This is a genomic window from Luteimonas notoginsengisoli (genome assembly GCF_042648885.1).
In the GTDB taxonomy this organism is placed as follows: Bacteria; Pseudomonadota; Gammaproteobacteria; order Xanthomonadales; family Xanthomonadaceae; genus Luteimonas; species Luteimonas notoginsengisoli.
This window is the reverse complement of record NZ_JBHRYF010000022.1, coordinates 38,448-53,625: the sequence shown is the minus strand read 5'-3', so window position 1 is coordinate 53,625 and position 15,178 is coordinate 38,448. Positions and strand designations below refer to the sequence as shown.

11 protein-coding genes and 1 pseudogene are annotated in these 15,178 nt (G+C 68.0%); 8 read left to right on the top strand and 4 right to left on the bottom strand.

Annotated elements, in window-relative coordinates; translation table 11 throughout:
• Positions 1-1,244: pseudogene (locus ACFOM9_RS15905) on the top strand (hypothetical protein); the annotation flags it as partial.
• Positions 1,245-1,595: 351 nt separating this feature from the next.
• Here the strand turns inward: ACFOM9_RS15905 and ACFOM9_RS15900 are convergent.
• The 3 genes from ACFOM9_RS15900 to ACFOM9_RS15890 form a co-directional block, all read right to left on the bottom strand.
• The gene (locus ACFOM9_RS15900; protein ID WP_386713161.1) at positions 1,596-2,375 is read right to left on the bottom strand and encodes a TSCPD domain-containing protein; all 780 of its coding nucleotides are present in this window, start codon (positions 2,373-2,375) and stop codon (positions 1,596-1,598) included.
• Positions 2,376-2,510: 135 nt separating this feature from the next.
• Positions 2,511-3,185 (bottom strand): hypothetical protein, encoded by a 675-nt coding sequence (locus ACFOM9_RS15895; protein ID WP_386713158.1) that lies wholly within the window; start codon positions 3,183-3,185, stop codon positions 2,511-2,513.
• Positions 3,186-3,371: 186 nt separating this feature from the next.
• Complete coding sequence (locus tag ACFOM9_RS15890; protein WP_386713156.1) at positions 3,372-5,522, bottom strand: adenosylcobalamin-dependent ribonucleoside-diphosphate reductase; 2,151 nt, start codon at positions 5,520-5,522, stop codon at positions 3,372-3,374.
• Between the two features lie 660 nt (positions 5,523-6,182).
• On the opposite strand from ACFOM9_RS15890, the gene ACFOM9_RS15885 reads away from it, so the two are divergent.
• The 7 genes from ACFOM9_RS15885 (at position 6,183) to ACFOM9_RS15855 (ending at position 13,247) form a co-directional block, all read left to right on the top strand.
• The gene (locus ACFOM9_RS15885) at positions 6,183-7,622 is read left to right on the top strand and encodes a Do family serine endopeptidase (RefSeq protein ID WP_386713153.1); all 1,440 of its coding nucleotides are present in this window, start codon (positions 6,183-6,185) and stop codon (positions 7,620-7,622) included.
• Positions 7,623-7,785: 163 nt separating this feature from the next.
• Complete coding sequence (locus ACFOM9_RS15880) at positions 7,786-8,154, top strand: DUF883 family protein (protein ID WP_386713151.1); 369 nt, start codon at positions 7,786-7,788, stop codon at positions 8,152-8,154.
• 22 nt (positions 8,155-8,176) lie between these two features.
• Complete coding sequence (locus ACFOM9_RS15875; RefSeq protein ID WP_386713148.1) at positions 8,177-8,707, top strand: phage holin family protein; 531 nt, start codon at positions 8,177-8,179, stop codon at positions 8,705-8,707.
• Positions 8,704-9,198, top strand: coding sequence for a protein sip-5 (locus ACFOM9_RS15870; RefSeq protein ID WP_386713145.1), 495 nt, complete (start codon positions 8,704-8,706; stop codon positions 9,196-9,198). The genes ACFOM9_RS15875 and ACFOM9_RS15870 overlap by 4 nt, the downstream gene beginning before the upstream one ends.
• 23 nt (positions 9,199-9,221) lie before the next feature.
• Entirely contained in the window at positions 9,222-10,322 is a 1,101-nt protein-coding gene (locus ACFOM9_RS15865) for an AI-2E family transporter (RefSeq protein WP_386713142.1), read from the top strand.
• A gap of 826 nt (positions 10,323-11,148) precedes the next feature.
• On the top strand, positions 11,149-11,871 hold the full coding sequence (locus tag ACFOM9_RS15860; RefSeq protein WP_386713139.1) for an HAD family hydrolase: 723 nt from the start codon (positions 11,149-11,151) through the stop codon (positions 11,869-11,871).
• A complete protein-coding gene (locus ACFOM9_RS15855) occupies positions 11,868-13,247 on the top strand; it encodes a leucyl aminopeptidase family protein (RefSeq protein ID WP_386713136.1) in 1,380 nt (459 codons plus the stop codon). The genes ACFOM9_RS15860 and ACFOM9_RS15855 overlap by 4 nt, the downstream gene beginning before the upstream one ends.
• Before the next feature lie 132 nt (positions 13,248-13,379).
• Here ACFOM9_RS15855 and ACFOM9_RS15850 read toward each other — a convergent pair whose 3' ends face one another.
• Positions 13,380-15,059, bottom strand: coding sequence for a diguanylate cyclase (locus ACFOM9_RS15850; RefSeq protein WP_386713132.1), 1,680 nt, complete (start codon positions 15,057-15,059; stop codon positions 13,380-13,382).
• Positions 15,060-15,178 lie beyond the last annotated feature (119 nt).

Below are 15,178 nucleotides of genomic sequence, written 5' to 3'. Positions count from 1 at the left end.
CAATCTCCTTGTCGTTGGGGATTGGACTCCAGATCGCGGCGCTACTCAAAGGTGGGGGGACGTCGCCGGACGTGGTGCTTGAAGGTGACCGCTCTATGACGATGCCACTTCTGGTGGAGGTCAAGGTCTCCAATGCTGTCGGTCATGAGAAGGCCGCCTTGGTACGCAAGCGTGGCTGGGCCATGATCGAGATCGACCTGTCCGGGCTGGACACCGACGCGATGCTGGACGATGCCTTCGAACGCACCGTGCTACAGGTGGCCCCTCGAGTTTGGATACACTCGCCGGCGGCCGAGCGCATGTTCGAGCAGGTCCAGGCAAAGGTTGAGCAGCAGGTTGCTGATCGAAACGCCGAGATTATTGCTGAGCGCGCAAAGCGCGACGCGAACGAGCGCACAGCCAAGGCCAAACTGGATGCCGATCTTGGCCGCAAGGAACGATTCCGCCAGAAGCTGCGCGCTCCGTACCTAGGCGATCTGGAGGCACTCGTCGAGCTGTGCTCGCCCCAAGCCGCACGTAAGCGGCTATTGCAGCTGTTCGAACGGGATGCTCCAGCGATTGACCTGGCCCGCCGGCGTTACTTGGACGATGGTCCTCTGCCCCCGTTCCTCGCGCAGATACCGACCGGATGGCAGCTGGTCGATGCCCACCCCCACCTGTGGCAGCTGAATCTGTGGGGCCAAATCGTGCTTGGGCAGCCGGTGGGCACCCGGTTCCAAATCGGGAAATGGGTCCCGCACCTGGGCAGGATGGTTGGCTTCAACGCGTCACTGAAGCGGCTGTTCGACGCGCAGCAGCGAGATTGGCAACAGGCCCGGGAGAAAGGGTTTCGGCGGCCGTATCCGTACTCAGCATGGTTCTTCGAGGGCTGGGAGAATGAACTGATCCCCTCCCCCTTCGACCTGGTTGGCGAGTTTGCTGATCAGCTATGGGCTGCCTCGCTGATCGAGTTGCAGGAGCAGGGTGTGTACCAGGTGATCGGAACCAAGCCGGACCTGGCGGCCTTCGCGCTGGAACGTCCCGTCCGGGCGGTGCCGAGTCCACCGCCGGATCAACCGCCGGAGACTCCTTGGCAGCGTCACGAGCGCGTACTCGCCGAGCAGCTCATCAGGCTCGAGGAGCTCGGCGAGCCCTACCACGTCTGCGTGATCTGCGAGACCCCGCTTCCTGCCGGTTCCCGATGTGGGTGCGGAACCAAGCTGCAGCCCAAGATCGTGCGGCCGCCTTCCTCAGAGCCGCGATAATTCTCCCCAATCACCATGAAGCCGACGCTTATGCGGCCTTCCGATGTTCGTGATGCAGATGCTGGTATGCAGGGCCAACCAAAGAATTAGCCGCGATTAGCAGCTCACGGCTAATTGTACGTTCTAGCAAAAATCTGTACAAAATGAATGCGGCGATCTTTGCGGCCTAGCAATTAAATGATGGCGGCACGAACTGGATAAACTCGACCGAGAGGTCATCTCAAGACAAAAAAAGGGCCCCAAGGGGCCCTTCTAAGTTTCTAAGTCCATGATTCCAAACTTATGGGTTAGGAATCCAAGCTTTTAGGAAAGCGGACAACAGCCGCTGCCACCTCATTCATTAGAATCCCCTCACCCGCACTTGCTGTACCCACAATTCAAACAAGTCGCACACCCATCCATGATCACCACGGCCTTGGTGCTGCACTTGTGGCACATGCTGGCCGAGGGCGGGAACGTGGCGCCGTCGCCGGTGACGGCGATGTCTTCGGCCGGGTCTTCCATGTTGTCGGAGACCTGGGTCGTGCTTACTTCAGGGTTTTTTTTTGAGCGCTGCTCGTACGCGTGACGCTTCTCGGCGATCAGCGCCTTCTGCGCGGGGCTCATCTCGTGGTCGACGATCATGCCGATCGACTTGAGGTGGTCCTCGATGATGCTGCCCAGCTCGGCGACCAGCGACGGCATGTACACGCCGCCGGCCTTGAAGTAGCCGCCCTTGGGGTCGAACACGGCCTTCATCTCGTCGACCAGGAAGGTGACGTCGCCGCCCTTGCGGAACACCGCGGACATGATCCGGGTGAGCGCGACGATCCACTGGAAGTGTTCCATGGATTTTGAGTTGACGAAGATCTCGAACGGGCGGCGCTGCTCGTGCTCGCTGCCGGCATTGAGCACGATGTCGTTGATCGTCACGTACATGGCGTGTTCGACCAGCGGCGACTTGATCTTGTAGGTGCTGCCGATCAGCACTTCGGGGCGCTCGATGCGCTCGTGCATCTGGATCACGTCGGCGGTGGGCAGCTCGGCCTCGACCTTCTCGCGCGCGACGGACGCGCCGGCGACGGCCTTGTCCTTGTCGTCGGCGTTGACGACGGCGTATCCGGTGATTTTCTTTTCGATCTTGACGGCCATGACGCGGTTCCTGGGGGTGCGGTGTTGGTGGGGCGTGGTGCGGGTGTTCGGGGGATCCTGGATTCGGGATCGGGCGAAGCGCCGAGCCCTCACCCCCACCCCTCTCCCGCGCTGCGGGAGAGGGGCTTGGAGCGGTTACTTGCCTGCGGACTTGCGGGCGGTCTTCCTGGCGCCGGCCTTCTTCGCCGGTGCCTTGCGGGCCGAAGCCTTCTTCGCGGCCTTCCTGGGCGCAGCCTTGCGGGCGGTCTTCTTTGCGCCCGCCTTCTTGGCGGGCGCCTTCTTTGCCGGCGACTTCCTGGCCGAAGCCTTCTTCGCGGTCTTCTTCGAAGCGGCCTTGCGGGCCGGTGCCTTGCGCGCGGTCTTCTTGGCGCCGGCCTTCTTCGCGGTGGTCTTCTTCGCGGTCTTGCTGGCGCTGGTCTTCCTTGCCGGTGCCTTCTTCGCGGTCTTCTTGGCGCCGGCCTTCTTGGCCGTAGCCTTCTTCGCGCCCGCCTTCTTGGTCGCCTTCTTGGCCGACTTCTTCGCGGTCTTCCTGCCGGCGCCGCCCTTGGTCAGTGACGCGACTTCGGCCTTGGCCGAGGCGCTGGCCGAGGCGAGCGACTTCCTGGCCTTGGCCACGCGCTTGGTGACGGCCTTCTTCGCGCTGCCGGCGGTCTTGCTGACGGCCTGCTCGGCCTGCTTCGCACTCTCCCTGGCCGACTGCACCGCCTTGCTCGCGCGCTTGGTCACGGCGCTGCCGATTTCCTTCGCCTTGTCGGCGACGGCTTCGGCGGCATTGGTCAGGGTCGCGGTGACCCCATTGCCGTTGCTCATTGTGTTTCCCTCGTCAGGTCTGTTACGGGCGGGACGCCCGCCGGCGAAATGTAGCGCGAAGTCCGCGGTGTGTATGCAAGCTGCGGCGTGCGACGACGGCCGCAGATTGCTGGCCGGGGAACGCGGGTGCCTGCGGGACCCCTCCCCAACCCTCCCCTGCCTTCGCAGGGGAGGAAGCACGGCGGATCAGAACTTGCCGTAATACCCTTCCTTCAATGCATCGAACAGGTTGGCGGCGGTGTGCATCTCGCCGTCGTATTCGATCTGCTCGTTGCCCGGGACTTCGACCACGGAGCCGTCGTCGAGCTCGAAGCGGTAGGTGGTGTTGGCCAGATCCGCCTCCTTCACCAGCACGCCCTGGAACGCGGCGGGGTTGAAGCGGAACGTGGTGCAGCCCTTCAGGCCCTTTTCGTGGGCGTAGCGGTAGATGTCCTTGAAGTCCTCGTACGGGTAGTCCGTGGGGACGTTGGCGGTCTTGGAGATCGAGGAGTCCACCCACTTCTGCGCCGCGGCCTGGACGTCGACGTGCTCCCTGGGCGTGATGTCGTCGGCGGAGATGAAGTAGTCGGGCAGCTGCGCGGACGGCTCGTCGCTGAAGGGCATGGCCTTCTGGTTGACCAGCTCGCGGTAGGCGAGCAGCTCGAACGAGAACACGTCGACCTTTTCCTTCGACTTCTTGCCTTCGCGGATCACGTTGCGGCTGTAGTGATGGGCGAACGACGGCTCGATGCCGTTGCTGGCGTTGTTGGCCAGCGACAGCGAAATGGTGCCGGTGGGCGCGATCGAACTGTGGTGGGTGAAGCGGGCGCCGGTCTCGGCGAGCTCGTCGACCAGGTCCGGGGCGACCGTGGCGATCTGCTGCATGTAGCGGCTGTAGCGGGCGTGCAGCTGCTTGCCCTCGATCATCTGGCCCAGGCGCCAGCCGTCCTTCGCCATCTCCGGGCGCTTGCGCAGCATCTCGGCGGTGACTTCGAACTGCTCGCCCATGATCGGCGCGGGGCCCTTTTCCTTCGCCAGCTCCAGGCCCATTTCCCAGCCGGCGACGGCCATCTCGCGGGCGATGCGCTCGGTGAACTCGCACGACGGCGCGCTGCCGTATTTCATCTTCAGCATGGTCACGGTGGACCCGAGGCCGAGGAAGCCCATGCCGTGGCGGCGCTTGCGCATGATCTCGTTGCGCTGCTGCTCCAGCGGCAGGCCGTTGACCTCGACCACGTTGTCCAGCATGCGGGTGAACACGCGCACGACTTCCTTGTATTCCTCCCAGTCGAACGTAGCCTGGTCGGTGAACGCGTTGCGCACGAACTTGGTGAGGTTGACCGAGCCCAGCAGGCAGGCGCCGTAGGCCGGCAGCGGCTGCTCGCCGCAGGGGTTGGTGGCGCGGATGTTCTCGCACCACCAGTTGTTGTTCATCTCGTTGACGCGGTCGATCAGGATGAAGCCCGGCTCGGCGTAGTCGTACGTGGACACCATGATCATGTCCCACAGATGGCGGGCCCGGATGTGGCCGTAGATCTTGCAGGCCACCAGGCCGTCGTCGCGGACGATGTAGTTCTGGTGCTGCGGCCAGTCGCGCCAGACCACCTGGTCGGCATTGGCCAGGTCGATGTCGCCGGCTTCCTTCTCGTTGATCGGGAACACCAGCGGCCAGTCGCCATCGGTCTTGACCGCGTCCATGAAGCCGTCGGTGATCAGCAGCGACAGGTTGAACTGGCGCAGGCGGCCGTCCTCGCGCTTGGCGCGGATGAAGTCCTTCACGTCGGGGTGGCTGACGTCGAACGTGCCCATCTGCGCGCCGCGGCGGCCGCCGGCGCTTGATACGGTGAAACACATCTTGTCGTAGATATCCATGAAGGACATCGGCCCGGAGGTGTACGCGCCGGCGCCGGCGACGAACGCGCCGCGCGGGCGCAGGGTGGAAAACTCGTAGCCGATGCCGCAGCCGGCCTTGAGCGTCAGCCCGGCCTCGTGGACCTTCTCCAGGATGCCGTCCATCGAGTCGACGATGGTGCCCGACACGGTGCAGTTGATGGTGCTGGTGGCCGGCTTGTGCTCGAGCGCCCCGGCGTTGGAGGTGATGCGGCCGGCGGGGATCGCCCCTCGGCGCAGCGCCCAGAGGAAACGCTCGTTCCAGTACTGGCGCTTGTCGGCGGTCGGCTCGGCTTCGGCCAGGGCCTTGGCCACGCGCTGGTAGGTGCCGTCGATGTCGGCATCCACCGCTTCGCCGGTCTTGGTCTTGAGCCGGTACTTCTTGTCCCAGATGTCCTGCGACGCTGGCTGCATCGGGATGTCCCTGGCGGTTGTGGTCTTCACGGCCTCGAGTCGCACGCTGCTCATGCTGGTTGGATCTCCTTCCTCATCCTGGCCCGGGTCGTCCCGGGACGCGTTGTTGTTCTGTGGTGGCTGGCGTGCCCGTGGCGCGCATCGGACTGGCCGGATGCGGCGACAGCGAAGCCGCGCCGCAGTCCTGCGTCGCGTTTCAGATCATGTGGTGCTTGCCGGCGGATCCTGCTCCCATCGCGCGCCACCCCCATGGCGTCGTGTTCACACGAAAACCCTGACAACCCCCAATGCTTGGGTCTTACCATCCTGCCGGACCCCAATATGTTGTGGCCGGCGGGGACTCAAGCTAACCGCCGACCTGGCCGAAGTCAACCGCCTGCGGCGCCTGTTACGTGATCCAGTTCCGGCCCTCCGGGGCCACCCGGGCAGGGTGAGGAAATGCCCGTCGAGCGTCCCGGAAACCGGGTCCAGCGGCCTGCCTCCGGGTGCGGACTCGGGGGGCCTCCGGGAGGGCCGTGCGGGCCACCAGGCTCCGTTGCGAGGGCCTGGACGCGCGCACGGTGGTGGAAACTTCACCACCGATTCAATGGTCCACCCCGAGACTGGCAGGTCGCCGGGCGGCGTGCGGACTTGGGCCGGCGCGCTCCAGCCCGCATCTGTTGCCGCATCCGTCGGCTGCCCGACGGCTCCGAACCCAGATCCAGAAGGAATCCCATGCGCCCGATGTCCCACGCCAGCCGGACCCTGCTTGCCCTGACCCTCGCCGCCGCCTTCGGCGGCTTCGCCGCCACCGCGCTGCGCGACGGCCTGGACCGGCCGGCCCATGCCGAGCCCGCGATGCCGGTCGCGGTGCCCGCGGTGACGGCCCTGCCCACTGCCGTCGCCGGCCAGCCGCTGCCGTCGCTGGCGCCGATGCTGGAGCGGGTGACGCCGGCGGTGGTCAGCGTGCGCACCCGGCAGGTGGTGCGGGTGAGCCCGTTCGGCGACGACCCGTTCTTCCGCCGCATGTTCCCGGAGCTGTCGCAGCAGCAGCTCAACCAGTCGCTGGGCTCGGGGGTGATCATCGATGCCAAGAACGGCTACGTGCTGACCAACCACCACGTGATCGAAGGCGCCGACGACGTCACCGTGACGCTGGCGGACGGGCGCACGGTGAAGGCCGAGTTCGTCGGCTCCGATCCCGACACCGACGTGGCCGTGATGCGCATCCAGGCCGACAACCTGACCGCGATCCCGCTGGCCGACAGCGACCGCCTGCGGGTCGGCGACTTCGTGGTCGCGGTGGGCAATCCGTTCGCGGTCGGGCAGACGGTGACCTCGGGCATCGTCTCGGCCGTGGGCCGCAGCAACGTGCCGGGCGTGGGCTACCAGAACTTCATCCAGACCGACGCCTCGATCAACCCGGGCAACTCCGGCGGCGCGCTGGTCAACCTCAACGGCGAGCTGGTCGGCATCAATACCGCGAGCTTCAACCCGCGCGGTTCGATGGCCGGCAACATCGGCCTGGGCTTCGCGATCCCGTCGGACCTGGCCGAGAACGTGATGCAGCAGCTGCTCGCCGGCGGCGTCGTGCGTCGCGGCACGCTGGGCATCGAGACCCAGGACGTGGACGAGCGCATCGCCAGTTCGCTGGGCCTGGATGTCGCCCGCGGCGCTGCGGTGACGCGCGTGTACGCAGGTTCGGCCGGCGAAAAGGCGGGGCTGGAGCCGGGCGACGTGATCGTGGCCGCCAACGGCCAGCGGATCGACGACAGCGAGACGCTGCGCAACTTCCAGGGCCTGCAGGCCCCGGACGCGAAGGTCGCGCTCGACGTGCGCCGTGCCGGCAAGCCCCTGCAGCTGTCGGCGACCCTGCGCGAACAGCCGCGCGCGCTGGACGGCAACGCGCTCGACCCGCGCCTGTCCGGCGCGCGCTTCGCGGAGCTGCCGGAGACCGCGCGCCGCGGCGGGATCAGCGGCGTGCTGGTGGCCGAAGTCGCGCGCGGCAGCCGCGCGGCCAGCAACGGCCTGCGCGAGGGCGACGTGGTCCTGGCCGCGAGCAGCGGCGGCTTCAGCGACCTGCCGGGCTTCCGCGCCAGCGTCGGCAAGCAGCCGGCGCAGCTGGTGCTGCGGATCCTGCGCGGTGGCAGGCAGGGGACGCTGCCGATGCAGTGAGGCAGGCGCTCCGCAGCAGAACGCCAGCGCCGACGGGCGGGATGCTTTCGACAGGCCGGTCACCGGCGAGGCGCTGCTGCATGCATCAGCAGCCCCTCACGCCTCGCCGACCCCGGATCGGCCATCATCGACGGGACTTTCCGCCCACCCACGGAGTTCCACGATGAATCCCACCCACACCGACAATCTCAAGACCAACCTCGGCCAGGCCACCGACCACCTCAAGCAGGCCGCAGGCCATGCCAGCGAAGCGGTGCGCGGCGCGGCGAGCGTCGCCGGCGACGAAATGCGCCTGGGCAAGGCGCAGGTGAAGTCGAACCTCGCCGACAGCGCGCTGTCGGGCATCGCCGCGCTCGAGGAAGGCGCCGGCGCCGCGCGTGAGCAGGTGGACCAGCTGATGGACAAGGGCCGCGACCTGGTCGACAGCGCCGCCGACCTGATCCGCGAACGCCCGATCGCCTCGTTCGGCGTCGCCTTCGCCGCCGGCTGGATCATCGCCAAGCTGGCCCGCAGCGGTGGTGGCGACAGGTAAGTCGCGGTCGCGGGGGGACGACGTGGCCGAGCGCGACGCCAACCAGCAGGTTCCCGAAGGACCGGACGACGACACCGAACGCGCCCAGACGCCGCACCTCGACGAGAGCGTGCGCCGGATCGGCGCCGCCGGCCGGGCGACGCTGGATTCGGCGCTCGATACCGGCCGCGCCCTGCGCCGGCTGGTCGCGAACGATCTCGCGCTGGCGCGCAGCGCCATGGGCCGCGCGCTGGCGTGGGTCGCGGTCGCGATCGTGTTCGGGGCATCGGCCTGGCTGCTGGTGATGGGCATGGCGACCGCCTTCCTGCATTCGCTGGGGCTGTCGTGGCTGGCGGGGTTCGCGATCTGCGCGGCGCTGAACCTCGCCGTGACCGCCCTGGCGGCGTGGCGGGTGTCGGTGTTCTTCGACTACGCCGGCATGCACGCCACGCGCAGGCAGTTCTCGCGCCTGGGCGTCGGCGACGAGAGCGCCAAGCCGGACGAGGGAACCGATCCGCCCTCGTGCCCCACACCCCCGATGCCGGCTTCGACTGCCGGGACGGGAACACCATGAAGTTCGAAGCGATCCGCCGCCGCGTCGAGCGCAGCGAGCAGCTGGTCGAGGGCCGCGCGTTGCAGACCCGCGTGCGCGCCAGCGCGCTGAAGGCCACGTGGCGCGAAAGCTGGACGCCGGCACGGATCATCCTCGCCGGCCTCGCCGCGGGCTTCCTGGTGGGCCGCGCCGAACCGTCGCGCGCGCTGCGGCAGCTCGGCGGCGGCGGGCGCTGGATCCAGCTGATCGGCGCGCTGTCGGGCCTGTTCGCGTCGCTGCAGTCGAGCGTGGCGGCCGCCACCGCCGACAAGGCCGCGGACCACGCCGGCGAGGCCGCCGAACAGGCAGGCGACGCGGCGGTGGCCGCCCACGTGGCCACCGACGATGTCGCGGTTGGCGAACACCAGCAGCCGACGCAGCCGCCGCTATCCAGCGACCGTCGCCGACCCGATCCCAGCTGGAACACGCCCCCGGCCCCGGCCGAAGCGGCGACCGAAATCTCCGAGCGTTGACCCTTCCACCGCCGAGGTAACGCTTGAACGCAAACGACGTCGCTGCCACCGGCCAGGACACGCTCCCGCCGCAGCCGCCCGCCCGCCCGCGCGCGCCGAGCGCGATGGTGGTCCTGGCCACGCTGGCGGTCGGCTACACCCTCTGGGCCGCGCAGGCGGTGCTGCTGCCGATCCTGCTGGCGATGTTCTTCGCCCTGATCGGCAATCCCATCTTGCGCGGGCTGCGCAGGATCTGGATCCCGCGCTTCGTCGGCGCGCTGCTGCTGCTCGTTGTCGGAATGGCCGCGACCGTGATGCTCGGCCGCCAGCTGGTGGTGCCCGCCGGCGACTGGATGCAGCAGGCGCCGCGCGAGCTGCGCCTGCTGACGCCCAAGATCAAGCGCATGACCGAGCCGATGCAGCAGGCCAACCAGGCCGCGCAGACCTTCGCCCGCGCCACCGGCAGCCAAGACAAGCCGCCCAAAGTGCAGGTGGTCACGATCCAGGAAGCCGACCCGTGGAAGTCGCTGACCGCCACGCCCAAGATGCTGGCCTCGGTGCTGGCGGTGGTGCTGCTGACGTTCTTCTTCATGGTCTTCGGCGAGAACCTGCAGCGCAACGCGATCGCCCTGCTGCCCACGCGCCAGCGCAAGAAGATCACGGTCGAGATCATGCAGGCGATCGAGCGCGAGATCTCGCGCTACGTGCTCACCATCACCCTCATCAACACCGCGCTGGGCATGATCCTCGCCGGCGCGCTGCACTGGCTCGGCGTCGCCCTGCCCGAAGCGCTGCTGTGGGGCACGCTGGCCGCGCTGCTGAACTTCGCTCCCTACGTCGGCCCGCTGATCGGCGTGCTGCTGATGTTGCTGATGGGCTTCATCACCTACGACGAGATCGGCCCCTCGCTGCTGCCCGCGGCGATCTACCTGGGCCTGCACACGCTGGAAGGCCAGATCCTGACGCCGATCGTCCTCGGCCGGCGCATGGCGCTGTCGCCGCTGATCCTGATCCTCGCACTGATGCTGTTCGGCTGGCTGTGGGGAATCATCGGCCTGCTGCTGGCGGTCCCGCTGCTGGTGTGCGTGAAGCTGGTACTCGCGAAGATCGAGGGCATGGAGGGGTGGGCGCGGCTGCTGGAGTAGGGTCGCTGCCGCGCTTCGCACTTGCGGTTGCCTGGTTTTGGCACTTGGCACCGTCTCTCGCCTCTCGTCTTTGGCGTTGGGCTTTGGGCTTTGGCCTCTCGCTTCGCCCCTCCCGCTTCCCGCCACCCCTCCCGCTTTCCGCTTTCCGCTTTCACGAAAACAGTTCGGGTCGCCTGATCGCAGACCCGGAGGGCGCCGCACATGGATGTGCGGCGTTTTTCTATGAGGCAGGATGCCGATTAGAAAAATCCCTGCGCTACTGAACGCTGCTGCGGGAGGTGTGTACGGGGAAAGCGTTTTCTTTGGTTCGTTTCTTTGACGCTTATCAAAGAAATGAACTCGGCCGCGCAGCGGTCGAAATGCTCTTGATCTTGGCCTTTTGGGATTCCAAGCGCCAATACCCACAAGTGCGAAAGTCAGAAGCTTCCGCCTTCGGCGGCTTCATTTCTTTTAATAAGCGTCACTGCGCACGCAGGGAGCGGGCGCGAACAGCGAAGCTGGCCCCGAAGGGGCGAGCGCCATGGATGGCGCGAGTCAAAGAAACGGAAGCAAAGAAAAACGCTTCCCCGTACAGAGCTAACCGGGCGATTCGTTGACGCAGGGATTTTTCTAATCGGCATCCTTTCCTCATAGAAAAACGTCGCACATCTATGTGCGACGCCCTCCGGGTCTGTAGGCTAGCGTGGGGCGTGTGGCGTGGGGAAACGACAAGCCAACGGCAGGAGCAACGGCACGGCCAAGGCAAGATGGCTCACTGGCAACGTCGGCAATGACATCGGCCCCGGACCGCGAGGAATGCCGGGATCGGCCGGCGTAGAATGACCTCGTGAGATTCCCCGTTCGCGCCATCACCCTGGACCTCGACGACACCCTCTGGCCGTTCGCCCCCATCGGCGCGCGGATCGAGCAGGTGCTCGAGGCGTGGATGCGCGAGCACAGTCCCGCGACCGCGATGCGCTTCCCAGCCGCGGAGATGCGCGCCTTGCGCGACCTGGTGTTCGACGAGAATCCGCTGCTCGCCCATGACCTGGGCGCGCTGCGCCGGATGACGCTGGAGCGCGCGCTGCGCGAGAGCGGTGGCGACGCCTCGCTGGCCGATGCCGCCTACGAGGCGTTCTACGAGGCGCGCAACCAGGTCGAGTGCTATCCCGACGCGATCGAGGCGCTGCAGCGCATCGCCAGCCGCGTGCCGGTGGCGGCGGTCACCAACGGCAATGCCGACCTCGACCGGATCGGCTTGGGCCACCATTTCCGCTTCAACCTCGGCCCGCGCGAGCATGGCGCCGCGAAGCCCGACGCCAGCATCTTCCACGCCGCCTGCACGCGGCTGGGCTGCGCGCCGGGCGAGGTGCTGCACGTGGGCGACCACATCGAGATGGACGTGCTCGGCGCCGCGCGCGCCGGCCTGCGCAGCTGCTGGATCGACCGCGAAGCGCGCGACTGGCCGCATGACGACATCCGTCCCGACCTGCACTTCGACTCCCTTGCCGCGCTGGCCGACTGGCTCGACGCGGCCTCGCCCCCACTTTCCGAGGTTGCCACCGCATGACCCTGCCCCATGGTTTCGCCGAACGCGATCCGGCGCTGACGCTGCGGCCGCTGTACTTCGTCAATCGCGAGGGACTCGACGCCTGGCGCGGGCGCCAGCCGCCGGCGCTGGTGCAGTGGATGCGGGCGCACGGCTTCGATGCCGCGGCCGGTTCGCAGCTGACGCTGCCCGGCGGCGACGGCGCGCTGGCCGGCGCGGTGCTCGGCATCGGCGATGCGCTCGATCCGTTTTCCTACGCGCACGCGCCGCAGTCGCTGCCCGGCGGCGCCTGGGAAGCCAGCGGCGAACTCGACGCCGACGCGCGCCGCGCGCTGCAGCTGGGCTGGGGCCTGGGCGCCTACCGCTTCACCCGCTACCGCGACGCGCCGCGCGTGCCGGCGCAGCTCGCGGCCAGCGAACTGGACCCCGAGATGTCCGACGTGCTCGCCGCGTGCCTGCGCGTGCGCGACCTGGTCAACACGCCGACCCAGGACATGGGGCCGCAGGAGCTGGAGGACGTCGCGCGCCAGGTCGCGCAGGCGCACGGCGCGACGTTCGAAAGCATCGTTGGCGACGCGCTTCTGGAGCAGAACTTCCCCTCGATCCACGCCGTCGGTCGCGCCTCGCACCGCGCGCCGCGGCTGATCCGGCTGGACTGGGGCGACGACGCGCACGAGCATGTGGTGCTGGTCGGCAAGGGCGTGTGCTTCGACACCGGCGGCCTGGACATCAAGGGCGCCGACGGCATGCGCAACATGAAGAAGGACATGGGCGGCGCGGCGCACGCGCTGGCGCTGGCCGAACTGGTGATGGCGCGCAAACTGCCGCTGCGGCTGACGCTGCTGATTCCCGCGGTGGAGAACGCGATCGGGCCGGATGCGTTCCGGCCGGGCGAGGTGGTCGCCACGCGCAAGGGCGTGAGCGTGGAGATCGACAACACCGACGCCGAGGGGCGTGTGATCCTCGCCGATGCGCTGGCGCTGGCCGGCGAACTGGCGCCCGCGCTGCTGCTCGACTTCGCCACGCTCACCGGCGCGGCGCGCATTGCGCTGGGCCCTGACCTGCCGGCGCTGTACAGCAACGACGACGCGCTGGCCGACGCCTGGCTCGCGGCCGCGCAGCGCGTGCGCGACCCGATGTGGCGGATGCCGCTGTGGCGTCCGTACCTGCGCTACCTGACCAGCCATGTCGCCGACATCGCCAACGGCAGCTCGACGCGCATGGCCGGCAGCATCACCGCCGCGCTGTACCTGGAGCGGTTCGTGCCGGCTGCGCAGAAGTGGGCGCATGTCGACGTGTACGCGTGGAACGACAGCGATCGCCCCGGGCGCCCGGCGGGCGGCGAGGCGCAAGGCCTGCGCGCGGCCTACGAGATGCTCAAGCAGCGCTGCGCGTAGGCTGGGGATGCCAGCTGCGCCGCTGGATAGATTGCGCTGCGCGTCCCGGTAGGAGCGGCTTCAGCCGCGAGCTTTTGCCTTCGCGCGCGAGTCCGGGAAAAGCTCGCGGCTGAAGCCGCTCCTACGAGAGCGCTAGTGCGCCCGGGCAGGCTCGACGCAATTGCGACCGTTGTGCTTGGCCCTGTACAGGGCCGCGTCGGCAACGCGCAGCAAGGCGTCGGGCGTATTGCCGTCGGCGGGGAAGCTCGCCACTCCGATCGACACGGTGACCGGCGGCAGGTCGTGGCCCATGTGCTGCACGCGCATGGCTTCCACCGCCGAGCGGATCGCTTCCGCGCGCTGCAGGGCCGCCGCAGGGGGCGCCTCGGGCAGGATCAGGGTGAACTCCTCGCCGCCATACCGGCAGGCGATGTCCTCGCCGCGGCTGTGCTCGGCCAGCAGCTTGCCGAACTGCGCCAGCACCGCGTCGCCGCCCGCGTGGCCGTGCACGTCGTTGAAGGCCTTGAAGTGATCGACGTCGAGCATCATCAGCGACAGCGGCAGATCGCGGCGCGCGCAGCGGGCCAGTTCCCGGGTCGCCGACTCCTCCAGGTAGCGGCGATTGAACAGCCCGGTCAGCGGCTCGCGGATCGATTGCAGCTGCAGGCGCTCGCGCAGCGACAGGTTCGACAGCGCCATCGACAGCTGCTCGGCGGCGGCCTCGATGATGTCCATCCGCGCGAGGAATCCATCGTCGTCGTCCGAGAGGTACAGCAGGCCGATCTGCGCCCCCTGCGCCATCAGCGGGACGCAGGCCGTGGCGACGCCGTCATGCTGGACGCCCGATACGTGCGGGCAATGCGAGTGGGCCGCATCCGGTGACAGGTTCGGCTGGTTGCGGCGCAGGGCCCAGCAGGCCTCGGGCAACAGCGATTCGGCGCTCGTGGCGGAGTGACGGCCCCAGTGGATCGCGGCTTCGGCGTAGTCCTGGGAATTGCGCATCCGGTAGATCGTGCCGGCCGTGCCGGGACGCAGGGTGGACAACAAACGCGAAGTCAGCTGCAGCGCCTCCTGCGGATCGACACAACCCTGCAGCATGCCGCCGTAGCGGCTGAGCGCGCGCAGGTCGGCGCTCTTGTGCTCGAGTTCGGCGTTGCCCTCGCGCAGCCGCGCCTGCACGTCGCGCGCGGCGGCTTCGGCCTCGGAACGCCGGGCGATCTCGCGCACCAGCAGCACGTACACGCTCAAGATGACCGTCAGGCCCAGCGGGATGCCGAGCACGGCAAGCGCGCGCAACACGTTGGCGCTGTAACCTGTGGACGTGGCACGGCGCTCCAGCAGCAGACGCTCGTCACTGACCATCTGCGCCTTGATCCGCCGGATCGCGCTGGAAGTCTGCAACACGTCGCTCCCCATCGACGCGCGAGCGCCCACGAGGCCGTCGCTGCCGTAGCGCAACAGGGTATTGGCCATCTGGTGCAGGCGCAGTTCGGTATGCGCACGCAGCGCGCGCGCGCGCCTGGTTTGTATCGGGTTGTCGGCGACCAGCGTCGCGATCCTGTCGACCAGCGCGGGGACGTGCTCGCGCGAGCCGTGGTAGTCGACGAGGTATTCGACCCGGCCGGTGAGCAGGTAGCCACGCTGTGCGGACTCGGCGTCGCGCAGGCGCGCCTCCATCTCGTCGAGCGCGGCCATGACCGCGTTGGTGTGGGCGACCGAACGCGCGTCGATGATCAACCGCTGCGCGCCGTACAGGATGCCGGCGCCGATGCCGATGAAGATCAGCGCGGCGATCAGCAGCCCGAATCGGGTTCTTTCCTTGATCTTCCGCATCGCGGCCGGGGTGCTCGACGGGGGAGTGCGGCCGACGATACCAGCGCCCGGGGTGAAGAAGCCAAACGCGCGTTCAGTGTGAGCCGCTGCATGCCGCGCGGCCCGCCTTGCGAAGCCGT